Annotated in this window: 13 protein-coding genes; 5 read left to right on the forward strand and 8 right to left on the reverse strand. The window is 70.8% G+C overall.

The window, feature by feature from the left end:
• Positions 1 to 13 precede the first annotated feature (13 nt).
• From atzF to AMK34_RS24535, 5 genes are read right to left on the reverse strand one after another with little or no spacing between them, the layout of a single operon-like run.
• Complete coding sequence (gene atzF, locus AMK34_RS24515) at positions 14 to 1,627, reverse strand: allophanate hydrolase (protein WP_073846909.1); 1,614 nt, start codon at positions 1,625 to 1,627, stop codon at positions 14 to 16.
• On the reverse strand, positions 1,624 to 5,190 hold the full coding sequence (gene uca / locus AMK34_RS24520; RefSeq protein WP_073846910.1) for an urea carboxylase: 3,567 nt from the start codon (positions 5,188 to 5,190) through the stop codon (positions 1,624 to 1,626). Before uca ends, atzF begins: the two co-directional genes overlap by 4 nt.
• Entirely contained in the window at positions 5,187 to 5,801 is a 615-nt protein-coding gene (locus AMK34_RS24525) for an urea amidolyase associated protein UAAP2 (protein WP_038515746.1), read from the reverse strand. The genes uca and AMK34_RS24525 overlap by 4 nt, the downstream gene beginning before the upstream one ends.
• Positions 5,798 to 6,580, reverse strand: coding sequence for a DUF1989 domain-containing protein (locus AMK34_RS24530; RefSeq protein WP_073846911.1), 783 nt, complete (start codon positions 6,578 to 6,580; stop codon positions 5,798 to 5,800). Before AMK34_RS24530 ends, AMK34_RS24525 begins: the two co-directional genes overlap by 4 nt.
• 11 nt (positions 6,581 to 6,591) lie before the next feature.
• Positions 6,592 to 8,058 carry an amino acid permease gene (locus tag AMK34_RS24535; RefSeq protein ID WP_073846912.1) on the reverse strand — a complete coding sequence of 489 codons (1,467 nt, stop codon included), beginning with the start codon at positions 8,056 to 8,058 and terminating at the stop codon, positions 6,592 to 6,594.
• Between the two features lie 177 nt (positions 8,059 to 8,235).
• Here AMK34_RS24535 and AMK34_RS24540 point away from each other — a divergent pair, with 177 nt between their 5' ends.
• Positions 8,236 to 8,892, forward strand: coding sequence for a TetR/AcrR family transcriptional regulator (locus AMK34_RS24540; protein WP_038515740.1), 657 nt, complete (start codon positions 8,236 to 8,238; stop codon positions 8,890 to 8,892).
• A 7-nt stretch (positions 8,893 to 8,899) separates the two neighbouring features.
• Here AMK34_RS24540 and AMK34_RS24545 read toward each other — a convergent pair whose 3' ends face one another.
• The 3 genes from AMK34_RS24545 to AMK34_RS24555 all read right to left on the reverse strand — a co-directional run bounded on the left by AMK34_RS24545 (position 8,900) and on the right by AMK34_RS24555 (position 12,564).
• A complete protein-coding gene (locus tag AMK34_RS24545) occupies positions 8,900 to 10,165 on the reverse strand; it encodes an HRDC domain-containing protein (protein ID WP_083649973.1) in 1,266 nt (421 codons plus the stop codon).
• Positions 10,166 to 10,233: 68 nt separating this feature from the next.
• Positions 10,234 to 10,950 (reverse strand): response regulator transcription factor, encoded by a 717-nt coding sequence (locus AMK34_RS24550; protein WP_034318331.1) that lies wholly within the window; start codon positions 10,948 to 10,950, stop codon positions 10,234 to 10,236.
• A 1,050-nt stretch (positions 10,951 to 12,000) separates the two neighbouring features.
• Complete coding sequence (locus tag AMK34_RS24555) at positions 12,001 to 12,564, reverse strand: DUF3000 domain-containing protein (protein ID WP_038523861.1); 564 nt, start codon at positions 12,562 to 12,564, stop codon at positions 12,001 to 12,003.
• A gap of 88 nt (positions 12,565 to 12,652) precedes the next feature.
• Here AMK34_RS24555 and hemE point away from each other — a divergent pair, with 88 nt between their 5' ends.
• The 4 genes from hemE to AMK34_RS24575 are packed head-to-tail and all read left to right on the forward strand — an operon-like array spanning position 12,653 to position 17,178.
• Positions 12,653 to 13,726 (forward strand): uroporphyrinogen decarboxylase, encoded by a 1,074-nt coding sequence (hemE, locus tag AMK34_RS24560; protein ID WP_073846913.1) that lies wholly within the window; start codon positions 12,653 to 12,655, stop codon positions 13,724 to 13,726.
• On the forward strand, positions 13,723 to 15,102 hold the full coding sequence (hemG, locus tag AMK34_RS24565) for a protoporphyrinogen oxidase (protein WP_073846914.1): 1,380 nt from the start codon (positions 13,723 to 13,725) through the stop codon (positions 15,100 to 15,102). Before hemE ends, hemG begins: the two co-directional genes overlap by 4 nt.
• Positions 15,103 to 15,127: 25 nt before the next feature.
• The gene (gene hemQ / locus AMK34_RS24570) at positions 15,128 to 15,820 is read left to right on the forward strand and encodes a hydrogen peroxide-dependent heme synthase (protein ID WP_038515732.1); all 693 of its coding nucleotides are present in this window, start codon (positions 15,128 to 15,130) and stop codon (positions 15,818 to 15,820) included.
• Positions 15,821 to 15,831: 11 nt separating this feature from the next.
• Positions 15,832 to 17,178: a CoA transferase gene (locus AMK34_RS24575; protein ID WP_073847177.1), complete on the forward strand. Its 1,347-nt coding sequence runs from the start codon at positions 15,832 to 15,834 to the stop codon at positions 17,176 to 17,178.
• Positions 17,179 to 17,188 lie beyond the last annotated feature (10 nt).

Below are 17,188 nucleotides of genomic sequence, written 5' to 3' on the forward strand. Positions count from 1 at the left end.
CACGAGACTCGACTCAACGACCCAGGTACCCGAGCCACCCGCCGTACTCCGTGATGTCCTGGGCACCCTCCACCGCACCGGGCTCGCAGACGAACCCCGACACCTCACTCCCGTCGGCCAGCCGCACCTTCCCGATGGCCAGCGGCGTGGGAATGCCCGCCACGAACTCGCCGAAGCCGCTCAGCGGCAGGTCCCACACCTCCGCCTCGATCGGCTCGCCGCCCGAAGCGACCCGGACGAGACCGGGTTTCGGCGGCACGGTGTCCAGCGCGTAGAACCGGTACTCGGCCGCCGTCGGCCCCGCGGAGACGAACCGTCCGCCCCGCGAGGTCAGTTCGTGGTTCAGCGGCTGCCCGCGCAGATGCGCGCCGACGACCGCGATCCGCGTCCGCCGCGGCACCGAGCGGGCGACGTCGGCGAGGATCCGGTCGGCGTACGCGGGCCCGACCAGCATCACCCCGAACGGCAGCCCGCCGACGGTCCCGGCGGGCACGGCGAGCGACGACAGGCCCAGCAGGTTCGTCGAGTTCGTGAACCGGCCCAGCCGCGCGTTCACGCCCAGCGGATCGGCCTCGACCTCGGCGATCGTCGGGTGTTCCGTCGTCGTGGGCAGCAGAAGGCAGTCCACAGTGGACAAAATGGCCGAGGCTTCACGAGAAAGCCCGTCGAGCGTGGCGAGGTCGGAGAACAACCGATGCGCCGGGATGTCCTTCGCCGCGCCGATGATCCGCCGCACGGCCGGATCGACGGCGTCCGGATGCGCGTCGATGAACTCGCCGACCGCCGAGTACCGCTCGGCCACGAAGGCGCCTTCGTACAGCAGGCGCGCCGCGGCCAGGAACGGCGATATGTCGACAGGGACCAGTTCCGCGCCCGCGTCCCGATACGAGCGAGCCGCCGCGGTGAACGCTTCGGCCCAACCGTCCTGGAGAGGCCCGGGTTCGGAAGGCACGCCGATCCGGAAAGGACGGTTCAGCACCGGAAGGTCCCGGGGCTCGCTGAGACAGGCGAACGCGGACGTCGCCTCGTCGACCGTCCGCGCGAACACCGTGACGCAGTCGATGCTCGCGCACGCGGGCACGACACCCGTCGTCGGCAGCAGCCCCCGCGTCGGCTTCAGCCCGACGATCCCGTTGAACGCCGCCGGAACCCGGCCGGATCCGGCGGTGTCCGTGCCGAGCGCGAGATCCACGATCCCGAGCGCCACCGCGACCGCCGATCCGGAACTCGACCCGCCCGAAACGTACGCCGGATCGAGCGCGTTCCGGACCGCGCCGTGCGGGCTGCGCGTCCCGACCAGTCCGGTCGCGAACTGGTCCAGATTGGTCGTACCCAGGATCAGCGCCCCGGCCGTGCGCAGCCGCGCCACCACCGGCGCGTCCTCGGCGGGCGAGTAGGCGTACTCGGGGCACGCCGCCGTCGTCGGCAGCCCGGCGACGTCGATGTTGCCCTTGACCGCGGCGAGTTTCCCGTACAGCGGCAAGGATTCCCCCGCCGCGCGACGGGCTTCCAGTTTCTCCGCGTCGGCGAGCACGTCCTCGTCGGGACGCAGGTCGATCCAGATCTCGGGCCGGTCGACCCGCGCGATCCGGTGGTACGCGGCGCGCACCCGCTCCCGCACGCTCATCCAGCGCTCCTTCCCAGAACCACCAGCGGCGTGCCGGGGGCGACTTGATCACCGGGCGAGACGAGGACCTCGACGACCTCGCCGCCGGCGGGGGCGGGGATCCGCGCCTCGGTCTTCATCGCTTCGAGGATCACCAGCGTCTCCGCCGCGTCGACCGTCTTGCCGGGCTCGACGTCCACCCGCCACACGGTCGCCGCGAACGGCGCCTCGACGACGTGCCCGCCGGGCGGGGCCTCGACCTTCGTGGTCGGGACCTTCGCGCCGACCGGCTCCGGCCGCGGGTCGAACTCGCCCGCCGCCGCCCACGCCTGCCGCTCCGCCTCGAACGCCGCGCTCTGCTTCGCCCGGAACGCGGCGATGTCGGCCGCGTTGTCGGCCAGGAAGCGTTCGTGGTCGGCCAGCGCGAACTCGCCGTCGGTGATGTCGAGTTCCAGTTCCCCGGCCGAGCTCTGTGCCCGCAGGTCGAGCAATTCCTCGGCGCTCACCGGGTACCAGGAGATCCGGTCGAAGAACCGCAGCAGCCACGGCGAACCCGGCTCGAACGATCCGCGCTGCCGCCAGCCGCTCCACACCTGCACGGTCCGCCCGACGAACTGGTAGCCGCCGGGGCCCTCCATCCCGTAGATGCACAGGTACGAGCCGCCGATGCCGACCGAGTTCTCCGCGGTCCACGTGCGGGCGGGGTTGTACTTCGTGGTCACCAGCCGGTGCCGCGGGTCGAGGGGAGTGGCCACCGGCGCGCCGAGATAGACGTCGCCGAGGCCGAGCACCAGGTACTCCGCGTCGAACACCGTGCGGTAGACCTCGTCCACACTGGACAGACCGTTCACCCGGCGGATGAACTCGATGTTCCACGGGCACCACGGCGCGTCGTCGCGCACGCCCGCCATGTACCGCTCGATCGCCTCGCGCGTCGCCGGATCGTCCCAGGACAACGGCATCCGCACGGTCCGGCTCGGCACCACGAGGTCGCCGGTCCGCGGCAGATCGTGCTCCACCTCCTGCACGAGCCCGAGCAGTTTCGGCACCGGCAGCACGTCCGGATCGACGTGCACCTGCAGCGAGCGGATGCCCGGGGTCAGGTCCACGACGCCGTCCAGACCTTCCTTGCTCAGCCGGTCGGCCAGCGCGTGGACCCGCATCCGCAAGGCCAGGTCGAGTTTCATCGGTCCGTACTCGATCAGCAGGTTGTCGTCGCCGCTGCGCCGGTAGGTGACCTCGGGGTTCTCGTCCGCTGTGGACAGACGCCCGAGGATGCCGCCGTCGTCGATCGGCTTTCGGCTCGCCTTGACCGTCTTGCTCGGCGAGACACGCAAAGAGCCCGCGTGCTCGGTGGTGACCGGCACGAACCGCACGGTGTCGCCCGGCCGCAGCTGGCCGAGCTTCCACCGCTGCCCGGTCACCACGGTCGCCGGGCAGACGAACCCGCCGAGGCTCGGCCCGTCCGGGCCCAGCAGGATCGGCAGATCGCCGGTGTAGTCGACGGCACCGATCGCGTACGGGGTGTCGTGGATGTTCGACGGGTGCAGGCCCGCCTCGCCGCCGTCCTCCCGTGCCCAGCGCGGCCGCGGCCCGACGAGCCGGACACCTGTCCGCGCGGAGTTGAAGTGCACTTCCCAGTCGGTGGCGTAGAACGTCTCGACGTCGTCCGGGGTGAAGAACTCCGGTGCCGCGTGCGGTCCCTCGGCTGCGCCGATCTCCCAGTGCGTGGCGAAAACCGGGCGTTCGGCCTCGGGAACGGGCCCGGTGACGGCGTTCTCCGGCAGCGGCCCGGGGGAGAGGACGTCGCCGGTCGCCAGCGCGCGCCCGCCGTGCCCGCCGAAACCGCCGAGCGTGAACGTGGCCGCGCTGCCGAGGAAGTCCGGCACGTCGATCCCGCCGCGCACGAGGACGTACGCGCGGAGCCCGGCGGTCCCGGTGCCGACGTCGAGCACCCCGCCAGCGGGGATCTCGACCGGTGTCCATTGTGGAACCGGGGAGCCGTCGACGGTCACCGGTGACGGCGATCCCGTGACGCAAACGATTGCGTCCTCGGTGAACCTCAGTGAGACACCGTCCACAGTGCACTCCAGGCCCGCCGCGCCTTCGGGATTGCCGAGGGCGCGGTTGCCCAGCCGCAGGGACAGATCGTCCATCGGCCCGTTCGGCGGGACACCCACGTGCCAGAACCCCAGCCGCCCCGGCCAGTCCTGGACGGTGGTCATCGTGCCGCCCCGCAGCACCTCGATCCGCGGTTCGGGGTCGGTGATCGTGTCGAGCGTCGCGGTGTCGTGCGTGACCGCGCGCAGCCGCCGATCCGCGGCGACCGCGCGCAGCTGACCGAGATTCGTCCGGACCCCGTCCACCCGGCTCTCGCCGAGCGCCTCGCCCAACGCCGTCAGTGCTTCGTCCCGGTCCGCGCCGACGGTGATCACCTTGGCGAGCAGCGGGTCGTAATGCGTCGTCACGTTCGCCCCGGCCTCGACCCAGGTGTCGACCCGGACATCGGCGGGGAAGTGGGCGCGGGTCAGCAGGCCGGCGCTCGGCCGGTGCCCGGCGGCCGGGTCCTCCGCGTAGACGCGGGCTTCGATCGCGTGCCCGCGTGGCGACGGCGTGGTGGCGAACATCCCGGTGTCGCCGTCGGCAAGCCGGAGCATCCACGAGACCAGGTCGATGCCGTACACCGCCTCGGTGACCGGATGTTCGACCTGCAGCCTCGTGTTGACTTCGAGGAACGCGGCCTCCTCGCGGGCCGGGTCGTAGATGAACTCGACCGTCCCGGCCGACCGGTAGCGCACCGAAGCGCAGAGGTCGACGGCCGCCGAGACCAGTTTCTCCCGCGCCGCTTCGGAAAGTCCCGGCGCGGGGCACTCTTCGAGCACCTTCTGATTGCGTCGCTGCAGGGTGCAGTCCCGCGTGCCCAGCGCCAGCACCTCACCCGTACCGTCGCCGAACACCTGGACCTCGACGTGCCGCGCGTGGGTCACGAGCCGTTCGAGGAACACGCCCGAAGTCGAGAAGCTCTTGGCCGCGATGCTCTGCACCGCCTCCCAGGCGTCGCGGAGTTCCGCGGCGGACGCGCAGGCCCGCATGCCGATCCCGCCGCCGCCGCCGGTGGCCTTGAGCATCACGGGGTAGCCGATCCCGTCCGCCGCCGCTTCGGCGTCGGCCAGGGTGTCCAGCAGTCCGGTGCCCGGCAGCAGCGGGACACCGGCTTCGACGGCCTTCTCCCGCGCGGTGTGCTTGCTGCCGAAGACTTCGAGGTGGTCCGCCGTGGGACCGGCGAACCGGAGCCCGGCCGCCTCCACCGCCCTGGCGAAGGTGGCGTCCTCGGACAGGAAACCGTAGCCGGGGTGGATCGTGTCGGCGCCGGTCTTCAGCGCGGCTTCGATGATGGCGTCGCCGAGGAGATAGCTCTCCCTCGCCGGCGCCGGGCCGAGCCGGACGGCTTCGTCGGAAAGCCGTACGTGCGCGGCCGTACGGTCGGCGTCGGAGTAGACGGCGACCGTCGGAATGCCCATCTCCCTTGCCGTCCGGATGATCCGGACCGCGATTTCCCCCCGGTTGGCGACGAGCAGTTTCACGCGCCACCGCCGGTGACGATCATCCGGACCGGCGTCGGGTCGAAGCCGTTGCACGGATTGTTGATCTGCGGGCAGTTCGACACCAGCACGAGCACGTCGGTCTCGGCGCGCAGCTTGACTTCGAGACCGGGCGCGGAGATGCCGTCGACGATGCCGAGCGTGCCGTCCTGTTCCACCGGCACGTTCATGTACCAGTTGACGTTGCTGACCAGATCCCGTTTGCCGAGGCCCCATTTCGCGCCCTCGGTCAGGAAATTCTCGACGCAGGCGTGCTGGTACCGCGTGTGCTGGCCGTAGCGGAGGCTGTTCGATTCCTTGCTGCAGGCGCCGCCGATCGTGTCGTGCCGCCCGCAGGTGTCCTCGACGACGGTCAGCAGCGGCGCGCCCTCGCCGGTGCGCAGCACGCTGCCGGTGGTGAGGAAGATGTTGCGCTGCGCGGCGATCGTGGCGGCCGCGCTGTACCTCTTCGCCGTGTCGGCGGCGTCGTAGCAGAGGAAGTCGACGGCCTGGTTGCCGCCGAGGTCGATGATCGCGAGCGTCTCGCCCTCGCGCAGCACGGTGGAGTACGGCGCCCGCGCGGCGACCTCGGTGTCGGAGATGATCGTCGTCATGCCAGGCCCCTAGCGGTGAGGTAGTCGGCGGTGTTCTCGAAGGCGCGCTGCGCTTCGGGCGACGCTGTCCATTCAGGACTGTCCGGTGTGGACGGTGTGCTCCGCTGGGCGAGGACGCGCAGCGGGGTGACCGTGTGGTCCGGACGCGGGTCGAGCGGGTGCGCGACGTTGGCGATCAGGACGATCACCGGGAGTTCGGTGCGCAGGACCACGGATTTGCCGGGGCCTGCCGAACCGGTGAACGTCAGCCCGCCGTCGGTCTCCACGTGGACGCCCTGGAAGAAGGACAGGCTCGGCGGGAGATCGCGTGGCGTGAGGCCGTGTTTGGCGGCGGCGAGGGTGAACAGCCCGATTCCGTCCACAGTGGACGTCCCGCAGAGGGCGTCGTGTTTCCCGCTCTCGTCGGTGACGACGGTCGCGAGCACCCGCGCCTGGTCCGAAAGCAGCGCGATCGCCTCGCCGAGATAGGCGTTCCACTGGACCTTCACCGTGTCCGCGACGTTCAGCCGCTCCCAAGGCTGGTCGGCGTTGTACAGCAGCACATGCGCGCAGGCGTCGCCTTCGACGTCGGTGAGCCGCAGTTCGGTACCGCGGGCGAGGACCTTGTGGGTGTAGCCGCCGCCGGCGACGGTCTCGGCCCAGGTCAGCTTCGCCGGGTCGATCCCGGGCGGCGGGTCCGGCCAGGTGGACGCCGGGATGGCCGGCATCGCTTCGGTGACCGTGCCCGCTTGGGCGCGCGCGTGGTCGCGAGCGCCGTACGTGGTCGATGTCGTGCTCATGGAACCTTCCTTCAGGTCGCGGGGACGGGAACCGTGGTGAGCGCGGAGCGGCGGCGCCAGCAGAGATAGCCGGTGAGCAGCGCGGCGCCGACGAACTCGATCGGGAACAACAGGACCCAGACGGAACCGGTGCCCGCCAGGTCGTAGATTTCGGCTCGTGGCCAGGCGATGTCGACGATCATCATCGCGCCGTACCCTACTGCCGCGACGTTGACCGGAATAGCCCATCGCCCCAGGGAGAAATGGCCTGGTTCGGCGGTGAAACGGCCTTGACGGCGCCGGATCAGCAGCGGTCCGGTCACCAGCAGATAGGCCAGATAGACCACGACCACCGAAGTGCCGGTGATGGTGCTGAAGATCGTCGGATTCCCCAGATTCAGCAGGAGCAGCCCGATGGCGAGCGTCCCGGAGAGCACCGCGGGCGCGATCGGCGTGCCGGTGCGGGCGTTCACCGCGGAAAGCCGTTTGGCGCCGGGGAGCGCGCCGTCTCGGGCCATCGAGTAGATCAACCGGACCGTGCCGGTCTGGATGGTCAGGGTGCAGACGACGACCGCGATCGCGACGTCGGCGAGGAAGACCCGGCCGAGGGTGTCGCCGAAGACGGCCGTGATCACATACGGCAGTCCCTTCCCGGCGAGTTGCCCGTCGGTCAGGCTCGGTGCCGCCATCAGCGCGGTGAGGACGACGGCCAGCCCGCCGATCCCGGAGATCAGAAGGGCGCGGAGCACGGCACGTGGTGCGGTGCGGCGCGCGTCCTTCGTCTCCTCCGCGACGGAGGCGGCGGTATCGAAGCCGTACAGCACATACGCGGCCATCAAGGCCGAAGCGAGGACACCGCCGGCCCCCGGGCTCTCACCCGCGGGCTGGAGCACGACCTGCGGACCGCGGACGGCGAACAGCGCCAGCCCGACGATCAGCACGAGGACGCCGACGAGTTCGGCCGCGACCCCGACGTCGTTGATCCGCGCCATCAGCCGCACCCCGCCCGCGTTGATGACGGTGGTGAGGACGATCAGCAGGGTGCCGAGCAGCACCGCGTTGCTGGCGCCGGTCGGGGAGGTGATCGCCGGATCCCCGCCGACGAGCTGGAACCCGCTCCAGACCGACGGGAGGACGACCTGCAGCGCGATCGCGGCACCGGCGAGCGCCACGACGCAGCCCACCAGCATCATCCAGCCGGCGAGCCAGCCCGCGAATCCGGGGGAGAGGTGTTTCGCCCACTGGTAAACCGATCCTGCCAGCGGGAATCGGGCCGCGAGTTCGGCGAAGTTGAGCGCGACGAGCAATTGCCCGGTGATCACCAGCGGCCATGTCCAGAAGAAGAGCGTGTCGCCGAAGGAATAGCCGAAGGCGAACAGCTGGAACACCGTCGTAAGGATGGAAACGAAGGAGAAACCGGCGGCGAAGGCGGAGAAACCGCCCAGTGTCCGGCGAAGTTCTTGGCGGTACCCGAAGGCGGAAAGGTCTTCGGAAGGCATTGCGGAGGCTCCTGTCTCAAGGGCCGAATTTCGATCGGCTGACCGAAATTAAGCGCGTGCGGGATCCTTCCGATCTCCGCCGGGTAAGCGCGGTGTTAACAGATACCGGATTCGGTAACCTGGGCCGACCGCCGGACGTAACAAAGATCTTCGCGGAGAAATGGCAGGATCGGATAGATGACGAAAACGACCGGGGTGGGCAGACCGAGAGCCAGCGGCGCCGCGGCGAGCAAGCGCGAGGCGCGGCTCGCCGTCTTGGACGCCGCGGGGGAGCTGTTCACCGGCGCCGGCTACGCGGCGACGACCACGAGGGCCATCGCCGAGCGCGCCGGACTGCGCCAGGCGTCGCTCTACTACCACTTTCCGTCCAAAGAGGACATTCTCGCGGCGCTGCTGGAGGACACCGTCCGGCCGTCACTGGACGTCGCGGGCGGGCTGTCGGCCAAGCTCGCGCCGGTCGGCACGCGGCTGTGGGCGCTGGCCTACGCGGACATCCACCTGCTCGGCAGCGCGCGGCAGAACCTCGGCGCCCTGTACCTGCTGCCGGAGATCTCGTCGCCGCGGCTGGCGCGGTTCCGGGCCGAACGGGCGGAGCTCAAACGCGTCTACGGCTCGCTCGTCGCGGCGGCGGGGGTCACGCCCGCCCTCCAGGGGATCCGGACCGACCTCGTGTTCGGGCTCGTCGAGAGCATCGCGATCGTCCGGCGCGACCAGCCGGATCTGGACGTCGAGGCACACGCCGTCGAAGGGGCCGACAGCGTGCTGAGGCTCGTCGGGCTCGGGGAGCCGGACGCCGTTCTGCGCGGCTCCGCGCGAGCGCTGCTGGAGGGCTGAACGCGGGTCAGGCGGCGGCGGAGTGGAGGGCCTTGCTCAGCGCCGCGACCGTCAGTTCGACCTGCCACGGCCGGGCACCGCCGTCGCGCAGGACCTGGGCGACGGAATCCTCGCTCAGGTCCGACGGCGGACGCCAGCAGGTGCGGCGCACCAGTTCCGGCAGCAGCAGGTTCTCCACCGGCAGCCGCCGGTCCTCCGCGATGGCGGACAGCGCCGCACGGGCGGCGGAAAGCCGGGCGGCGGCGTCGGGATCCTTGTCCGACCACCGGTTCACCGGCGGCGGTCCGTCGGTCTGCTGCGCGGGGGTGGGCAGTTCGTCGGCGGGGAGCGCGCGGGCGGCCTGCAGATGCCGCAGCCAGCTCGCGGTGTACTTGCGCTGCACCCGGCCGCTGAACACCGGCAACGCCTGAAGCTGCTCGACGGTCTTCGGGTCGGCGGTGACGGCGTTGATGATCGCGCTGTCTGGCAGGATCCGGCTCGGCGCGCGGTCGCGTTTGCGGGCGAGCTCGTCGCGCGCCTGCCACAGTTCGCGGACGGCGGCGAGACCGCGGGCGCTGCGGATCTTGTGCACCCCGGACGTCCGGCGCCACGGCTCGGCCCGAGGGGCGGGCGGCGGCGCGGTGCGGACGGCCTCGAATTCCTGCTGGGCCCATTCGAGCTTGCCCTGGGCTTCCAGATCGGCTTCGAGCTTCTCGCGCAGCTCGATGAGCAGCTCGACGTCGAGGGCGGCGTAGTTCAGCCAGTCGACGGGAAGCGGGCGCTTCGACCAGTCGGCGGCGCTGTGCCCCTTCTCCAGCTGGTAGCCGAGGAGGAGTTCGACGAGGGTGCCGAGGGCGACGCGCTCGTACCCGGCGAGCCGTCCGGCGAGTTCGGTGTCGAACAGGCTCTTCGGGTGCAGGTCGAGTTCGGCGAGGCACGGCAGGTCCTGAGAGGCCGCGTGCAACACCCATTCGGCGTTGTTGAGCACTTCCGCGAGGGGTTCGAGCTGCCCTTCGAGCGGAATGGGGTCGATGAGGAAGGAGCCGGCACCTTCGCGGCGCAGCTGCACGAGATAGGCCTTGGGCCAGTATCGGTAGCCGGACGCGCGTTCGGTGTCCACGGCGATGGCCCCGCTGCCGCCCGCGATCTTCACGCAGGCTTCGGCGAGGGCGGTCGCGTCGGCGATCACCGGTGGAGTGCCCTCGGCGGGCTCACGCAGCAGGACCGGTCCACCGGTGTCGTCGGTGCCGGTCTTCGGGTCCGTCTGCGGTGCTCCGGGTCGGTCGCCTTCCATAGGTGAAGACCCTACGGGACGAGCGGACCGCGCCTGGTCCGCCCGCCCCGCAGGGCTGTTCGCCTTTGTCAGCGGATCACGCCGGCACGCATGGCCAGCGCCACCATCTGAGCCCGGTCACCCGTGCCGAGCTTGCGCCCGATGCGGGAGAGGTGAGACTTCACCGTGAGAGCGGAGAGGCTGAGTTCCTCGCCGATCTCCTTGTTGCTCTGGCCGTCGGCCACGAGCTGCAGCACCTCGACCTCGCGCGCGGAAAGCTCGCGCGGGGTGTTGTCGGTGCCGGCGACCCGGGTGCCGGTGGCCAAGACCGGTGCGACGCTCGGGTCCGCGTAGACGCCGCCCTCGAGCACCCTGCGGACGCCGTCGGTCACCACGACCGGCGAAGCCGACTTGAGCAGGTATGCCTGGGCGCCGGCCTGGAACGCCGACCTGACCGCGTACGGGTCGTCTGATGAAGCGAGCACCACTACCCGAGGCCAGCCGTGGCTACGGAGTTCCGTAACCAGCTCGATGCCGCTGCCATCCGGCAGTCCGAGATCGAGGATCGCCAGGTCACAAGGCCCGGTGGCCTGTGCTCGCGCCCTCGCCTCGGCTACCGTGGCGGCCTCGTGGACGGTGCCCGCACCCATCTGTGCGAGTCTTGCTGAGATTGCCTCCCTCAACAGCGGGTGGTCATCGACCACCAACACGGAAAAAAGCTCTTCCCGCGGGTGCGGAACCATGCTCGCCGGCAATGAACCGGCTGGCGTGGATCGGACGGCCTGAGAAATGCCGACGGTAGCCACGTCACTACCTCCCTGGAGTCGGTCGTGCCCCCCGACCGGCACCGGGACTTTCGGCCGTTTAGCCGCGCCAGCTTTAGACCGAAAGTGGTGTCGTCGATGGCACTGTAGCCGCCCTGAGGCCTTCGCGGGGGGATCGAATGGGTATCTATCTCAAACCAGTGGTCACTCAGGGAGTTCGTAGTAACACGATCGGGCTAGTACACAGCCGGTGGCTAACACATCGCCGAAAGAACACGATGCACTGGGGTTACCAGGGTCCAACCGACTGTGCAGATGAGCCGTGCACCTGCCGGTGCCTCTGCCCGGGACCTTCACGGGGCGACCGGAATGTGCCTCCGGCGTGGGGCTTGATCAACTTCGCGGAGAGTCATGATCGCTCCGCTCGGTGACCGTGATGGTAACGCTCCGGAAGCGTTTCGGCGTATTCGTGAGCGGATTCGATCTTGTTGCGGACGGTGACAGCCGGGTTAGCACGAACGGGGTGGTCCAGACCTCTGAGCGACCGGCTTCGCGCTGGTGGGGGCTGGTCTAGTCCAGATGGCCCTGAAGCGACTTTCGGCGTCGTGCAGACGGCCTGAGGGGCTCGCGAATGGGGTAAGCGAAGCCGCTTCGGCCCCTTCGTGGCTCGCGGCTGTCCGTGAAGGCCTCCTTGCCTACCTTGAGGGTAGTGAAGGAGGCCTTCACGGATCCGCGGAGGGGAGCAAGGGACCTTTGCTACCGCGCTAGTTTTCCTAGCGGCGCTAGATGGCCGGTGTTCGCAATATAACCCGAATGCCATGTCTCGATTGATGGGAATCCGGCGTGTCGGGACCGTGGCCGAGTCCGTGCCCTGGTCCGTGAAGGCCTCCTTGAGGGACCCAGAGTCCCTCAAGGAGGCCTTCACGGACCAGGGGAGGGCGGCTTAGGGACCGGCGCGCCCTGGACGTGAGTCGCTCGAGCCAAGTACATGAAGGCCCCCTTCACTGCGCTAGACGCAAGGAAGGGGGCCTTCATGTACTTGAGGAAGGTGTGATGGTCGAGTTTCCTCGGCTGAGCCGAGGGGGAAGCCTCTCAGGAGGACTGACGCTGCTCGAACAGCGTCACGCCGACCGGCGGCAGCCCCACGACGCTCGCCATCACCTGACAGAAGGCCTGCCCGTGCGACCGCAACGCGGCGTCCGTCGGCGTCCACGACGCCCGAAGTTCCAGATCGTCGGTGCGCGCGGGCCCGGAGATGTCGCCGAAGCGGGCCGACGAGGTCTCGGTGACCGTGCCGCCCAGCGCCGTCCACTCCGCGCCGGAGGTCTCCAACGCGTCGGTCAGCCACGACCAGCCCACGGCGGGCAGGAAGGGATCGGTCGCCAGTTCCCGGTCGAGTTCCGCGCGGACGTACATGACCAGCCGCAGGACCCCGTCCCAGCCCTCCTGGCCGTCCGGATCGTGCAGCAGCACCAGCCGCCCCGACGCCAGGACGTCCGCCGGCCCTTCCACCTCGCAGCTCACCGCGTAGGACCACGGCGCCAGACGCTGCGGCGGGCGCATCGTCTCCAGCTGGACTTCGGGACGGGGCCGGACCGATTGCAACGCCGCGACGGCTTCACGGAAGAGATCGGGTACTGACGTCATCGCGGTCACCAACCGACTGTAAGACGCGATCGTCCGGTTCGGGGCGCAGACGCGCCGAGAGTAAGGCCTCCGAGCGCACATGGCACCATGAACCGTGATGTCTCCTTCAGTTGCTTCTCCCGCGCAGACCGTCCCGGCGGCCCGACGCGCCCTGCCCGGTGCGCCGTTCCTGGCCGCCGCGCGCGGCGAACGCCCGGCTCACACCCCCGTGTGGTTCATGCGCCAGGCGGGCCGGTCGCTGCCCGAATACCGGGCCCTGCGCGAGGGCACCTCGATGTTCGAGGCGTGCTTCGACCCCGAGATGCTCGCCGAGATCACGCTCCAGCCGATCCGCCGTCACGGCGTCGACGCGGCCATCCTCTTCAGTGACATCGTCGTCCCGCTCAAGGCGGCGGGCCTCGACATCGACATCGTCGCGGGCACCGGGCCGGTCGTCGCCGAGCCGATCCGCGACGCCGCGGGCGTGCGCGCGCTGCCGGTGCTGGAGCCGGAGCAGGTGGAGCGGGTCGCCGAGGGGGTCCGGCTGCTGGTCGGCTCGCTGGGCGAGACGCCGCTGATCGGGTTCGCCGGCGCGCCGTTCACGCTGGCCTCCTACCTCATCGAGGGCGGGCCGAGCCGCAACCACGAGCACACCAAGGCGCTCATGCACTCCGAGCCCGAGCTGTGGCACGAGCTGGCGGGGCGCCTGGCGGACATGGCGATCACCTTCCTCTCCGCGCAGCTCAACGCCGGGGCCGACGCGATCCAGCTGTTCGACTCGTGGGCGGGCGCGCTCTCGGAGCGGGACTACCGCGAGTTCGTCCTGCCGCATTCGGCGAAGGTGCTGTCCGCGGTCGCGGGCTACGGCGTGCCCCGGATCCACTTCGGTGTCGGAACCGGCGAGCTGCTGGTGGCCATGCGTGACGCGGGCGCCGACGTGGTCGGCGTCGACTGGCGCATCCCGCTCGACGAAGCCGTGCGGCGGCTCGGCGGCGGCGTGGTCCAGGGCAACCTCGACCCGGCGCTGCTGCACGCGTCCTGGCCGGTCATCGAGGCCGAAGTGCGGCGCATCCTCGCCGAGGGCCGCGCGGCCGACGGCCACATCTTCAACCTCGGCCACGGCGTGCTGCCCGGCGTCGACCCGGACGTACTGACACGCGTGGTCGGGCTGGTGCACGAGCTCCGGCCGTGAAGACGGTCGCCGTCGTCGGCGGCGGTATCTCGGGACTGACCGCGGCGTACCGGCTGCGGACCCTGCTCGGCGAGGACGCCAGGATCGTCGTCTTCGAGTCGACCGGGTCGCTCGGCGGGAAACTCCGCACGATCGAACTCGCCGGTGAACGCTACGACGTCGGCGCCGAGGCCTTCCTCGCCCGCCGTCCCGAAGCGCTCGCCCTGGTCCGCGAGATCGGGCTGGGCGAAAGCCTCGTCCATCCCACCAAGGCCCGCGCCAAGATCCACGCGGGCGGCTCCGTGCTCGGCCTGCCGCCGGGCACGGTCATGGGTGTTCCCGCTTCCGCCGACGCGGTCGCCGGGGTGCTGTCGGAGAAGGGCCGCGCCCTCGTCGAGGCCGAGGCGTCGCTGTCCCCGCTGGAACTGCCCGCCGGCGACGTGCCGCTCGGCCCGCTGCTGCGCGAGCGGTTCGGTGACGAACTGGTCGACCGGCTCGTCGATCCGCTGCTCGGCGGGGTGTACGCCGGGGGAGCGGACGGGCTCGGCCTGCGCGCGACGATGCCTGGGCTCGCCTCCGCGGTGGACCGCGGCGCGCGTTCGCTCACCGAAGGCGCGGCGTCGCTCATGCCCGCCTCGCCGAGCACGGCGCCGGTCTTCGGCACCCTGCTGGGTGGCCTCGGGACGCTGATCGCGCGGCTCGCGGAGCTGTCCCGCGCCGAGATCCGCACCGGGACCACGGTGACGGCGCTCGAACGCACCGCCGACGGCTGGAAGGTCGACGACCTCGACGCCGACTCCGTTCTCCTGGCGGTTCCGGCGCCTTCGGCACGGCGGCTGCTCGACGGCGTCGCGGGTGTGGCGTCTTCGGCGTTCGCCGAGGTCGAACTCGCGTCGATGGCCGTCGTCGCGCTCGCGCTCCCGCCGGGTACCGCGCTGCCGGAGTCGTCCGGCGTGCTGATCGGTGCCGGGGAGCGGGACGCCGCCGGGAAACCGTTCGCCGCCAAGGCGTTCACCTTCTCGTCCCGCAAATGGGCGCAGTACGGCGAAGGCCCGGTGCTGGTGCGTGGCTCGGTCGGCCGCTTCGGCGAACCGGGCGCGCTGCACGCCGACGACGACGAACTCGTGCGCGTGGTCCGCGAAGACCTCGCCCGGCTGAGCGGAGTCACCGCCGAGCCGATCGACACCCTGGTGACCCGATGGGGTGGCGGGCTGCCGCAGTACGGCACCGGGCACCTCGAACTCGTCGAGCGGATCGAACGCGCCGTCGCCGGTGTCCCGGGGCTCGCCGTGGCGGGGGCGACACTGCACGGCGTCGGGCTCCCGGCCTGCATCGCCACCGCCGACGCCGCCGCCCGCCGCATCGCCGGGATCACACCGCCCCACGAGGGCTCCTGAGCGCGGGCAGTGCCAAGATGGCGGTATGGCGCGGCTGAACTACAACGAGCTCAATGACACCATCCGCTACACCGCCTGGTCGGTCTTCCGGGCCGAGCAGGGCAAGCTCGGCGAAGACCGCACGAAGGCGACCGCGGAGACCACCGAGTACCTCGACGCGCTGGAGGCCAAGGGCGTCGTCGTCCGCGGTGTCTACGACCTCTCCGGGCTGCGCGCCGACGCCGACTACATGATCTGGTGGCACGCCGAGGAGATCGAGCAGGTCCAGGCGGCGTACAGCGGTTTCCGGCACACCCCGCTCGGCCGCGCGTCGGCGCCGGTGTGGAGCCAGGTCGCGCTGCACCGCCCGGCGGAGTTCAACAAGAGCCACATCCCGGCGTTCCTCGCCGGTGAAGAGGCCCGCAAGTTCATCTGCGTCTACCCGTTCGTGCGCTCCTACGAGTGGTACCTGCTGCCGGACGACGAGCGCCGCAAGATGCTCGCCGACCACGGCAAGGAGGCCCGCGACTACCCGGACGTCCGCGCCAACACGGTCGCGTCGTTCGCGCTGGGCGACTACGAGTGGATCCTGGCCTTCGAGGCCGACGAACTGCACCGCATCGTCGATCTGATGCGTCATCTGCGCGGCACCGAGGCCCGCCTGCACGTGCGCGAGGAGATCCCGTTCTACACCGGGACGAAGGTGGCGCCCGCCGAGCTGATCGCGCTCCTGCCCTAGTGAAGGCCTCCGTGGACACCCGCGTCTGGACCACGCTCACCGGCGACGCCCTCGCCGAAGACGCCGTCGAGATCACCGGCCCCGAGTCGGTGCTGCCCGGGACCTTCCGGGTCGAGGAGGCGGCCACGACGAGTATCGCCGCGGCGACGCTCGCGGCCGGGGAACTGTTGCGGCTGCGGGGAATCGAGCCGGGCAAGGTCTCGGTCGACACCCGGCACGCCGCCGCGTCGTTCCACAGCGAGCAGTACGTCCGCGTCGACGGGGAGCCGGTGCCGTTCAGCGCGCCGCTGTCCGGCGACTACCGCGCGAACGACGGCTGGGTGCGGCTGCACTGCAACTACCCGCGCCACGTGTCCGCCGTGTGCTGGGGGCTCGGCGTTCCCGCGACCCGCGCGGCGTTCGAGAAGGTCGTGGCGGCCAAGTCGAAGTACGAGGTCGAGTCGGCCGTGGTCGGCGCGGGTGGTGCCGCGGCCGTGCTGCGCACGCGTGACGAGTGGCTGGCGCACAAGCAGGGACAGGCGTCGAGCGCGTTGCCGGTCGCCGACATCCGGCCGCTCGGGAAGTCGGAACCCGTGCGGCTCTTCGAATCCGACCGGCCGCTGGGCGGGGTGCGGATCCTGGACCTGACCCACGTCATCGCCGGGCCGGTCGCGGGCCGCGTGCTCGCCGCGCACGGGGCGACCGTCATGCACATCGGTTCGGCGCAGCTGCCGACCGTGCCGCCGCTGGCCGTCGACACCGGGATGGGGAAGCTCTCGGCGTACGTCGACCTGGAGACCGAAGCCGGGCGCTCGCGGCTGCGCAAACTGATCGCCCGCGCCGACGTCGTGCTGCAGGGTTTCCGGCCGGGTTCGTTGACCGCCAAGGGTTTCTCCCCGGAAGCGATCGCCGAGCTGCGGCCGGGCATCGTGATCGCGGACCTGTCCGCCTACGGCTGGGAAGGGCCGTGGGCACGCAGGCGCGGGTTCGACAGCCTGGTTCAGATGGCGTCCGGGATCGCGGACGAGGGCGGCAAGGCGGCCGGGCTCGACGGCCCGGGACCGCTTCCGGTGCAGGCTCTCGACCACGCGACCGGCTGGCTCACCGCGGCGGCGATCATGACCGCCGTCCGACGGGCGGCCACCGAGGGGGGCAGCCAGCACGTCCGCACCTCGCTCGCCGGGACGGGGGAGTGGCTGAACTCGTTGGGGCGTAAGGAAGCCGGACCCGCCGGGTTCGACGGCGGCGAGTGGCTCGAAGACGTCGACGGCCAGCTCGGCCGGGTCACCCGGGTGAAGATGGCGGGCACCCTGCCGGGCTCGAATCCACAATGGACGGAAGCGACGCACGTACCGGGGAGCGACCGCGCGGTTTGGTGAAACCGCATTC

The sequence above is a fragment of the Amycolatopsis sp. CB00013 genome (assembly GCF_001905755.1).
GTDB lineage: Bacteria > Actinomycetota > Actinomycetes > Mycobacteriales > Pseudonocardiaceae > Amycolatopsis > Amycolatopsis japonica.

Excerpts from the sequence above, each read along its gene's own strand:
- atzF (WP_073846909.1), bottom strand. The coding sequence starts at position 1,627 with ATGAGCGTGCGGGAGCGGGTGCGCGCCGCGTACCACCGGATCGCGCGG.
- AMK34_RS24525 (WP_038515746.1), bottom strand. The coding sequence starts at position 5,801 with ATGACGACGATCATCTCCGACACCGAGGTCGCCGCGCGGGCGCCGTAC.
- AMK34_RS24530 (WP_073846911.1), bottom strand. The coding sequence starts at position 6,580 with ATGAGCACGACATCGACCACGTACGGCGCTCGCGACCACGCGCGCGCC.
- AMK34_RS24535 (WP_073846912.1), bottom strand. The coding sequence starts at position 8,058 with ATGCCTTCCGAAGACCTTTCCGCCTTCGGGTACCGCCAAGAACTTCGC.
- AMK34_RS24540 (WP_038515740.1), top strand. The coding sequence starts at position 8,236 with ATGACGAAAACGACCGGGGTGGGCAGACCGAGAGCCAGCGGCGCCGCG.
- AMK34_RS24545 (WP_083649973.1), bottom strand. The coding sequence starts at position 10,165 with ATGGAAGGCGACCGACCCGGAGCACCGCAGACGGACCCGAAGACCGGC.
- hemE (WP_073846913.1), top strand. The coding sequence starts at position 12,653 with ATGTCTCCTTCAGTTGCTTCTCCCGCGCAGACCGTCCCGGCGGCCCGA.
- hemQ (WP_038515732.1), top strand. The coding sequence starts at position 15,128 with ATGGCGCGGCTGAACTACAACGAGCTCAATGACACCATCCGCTACACC.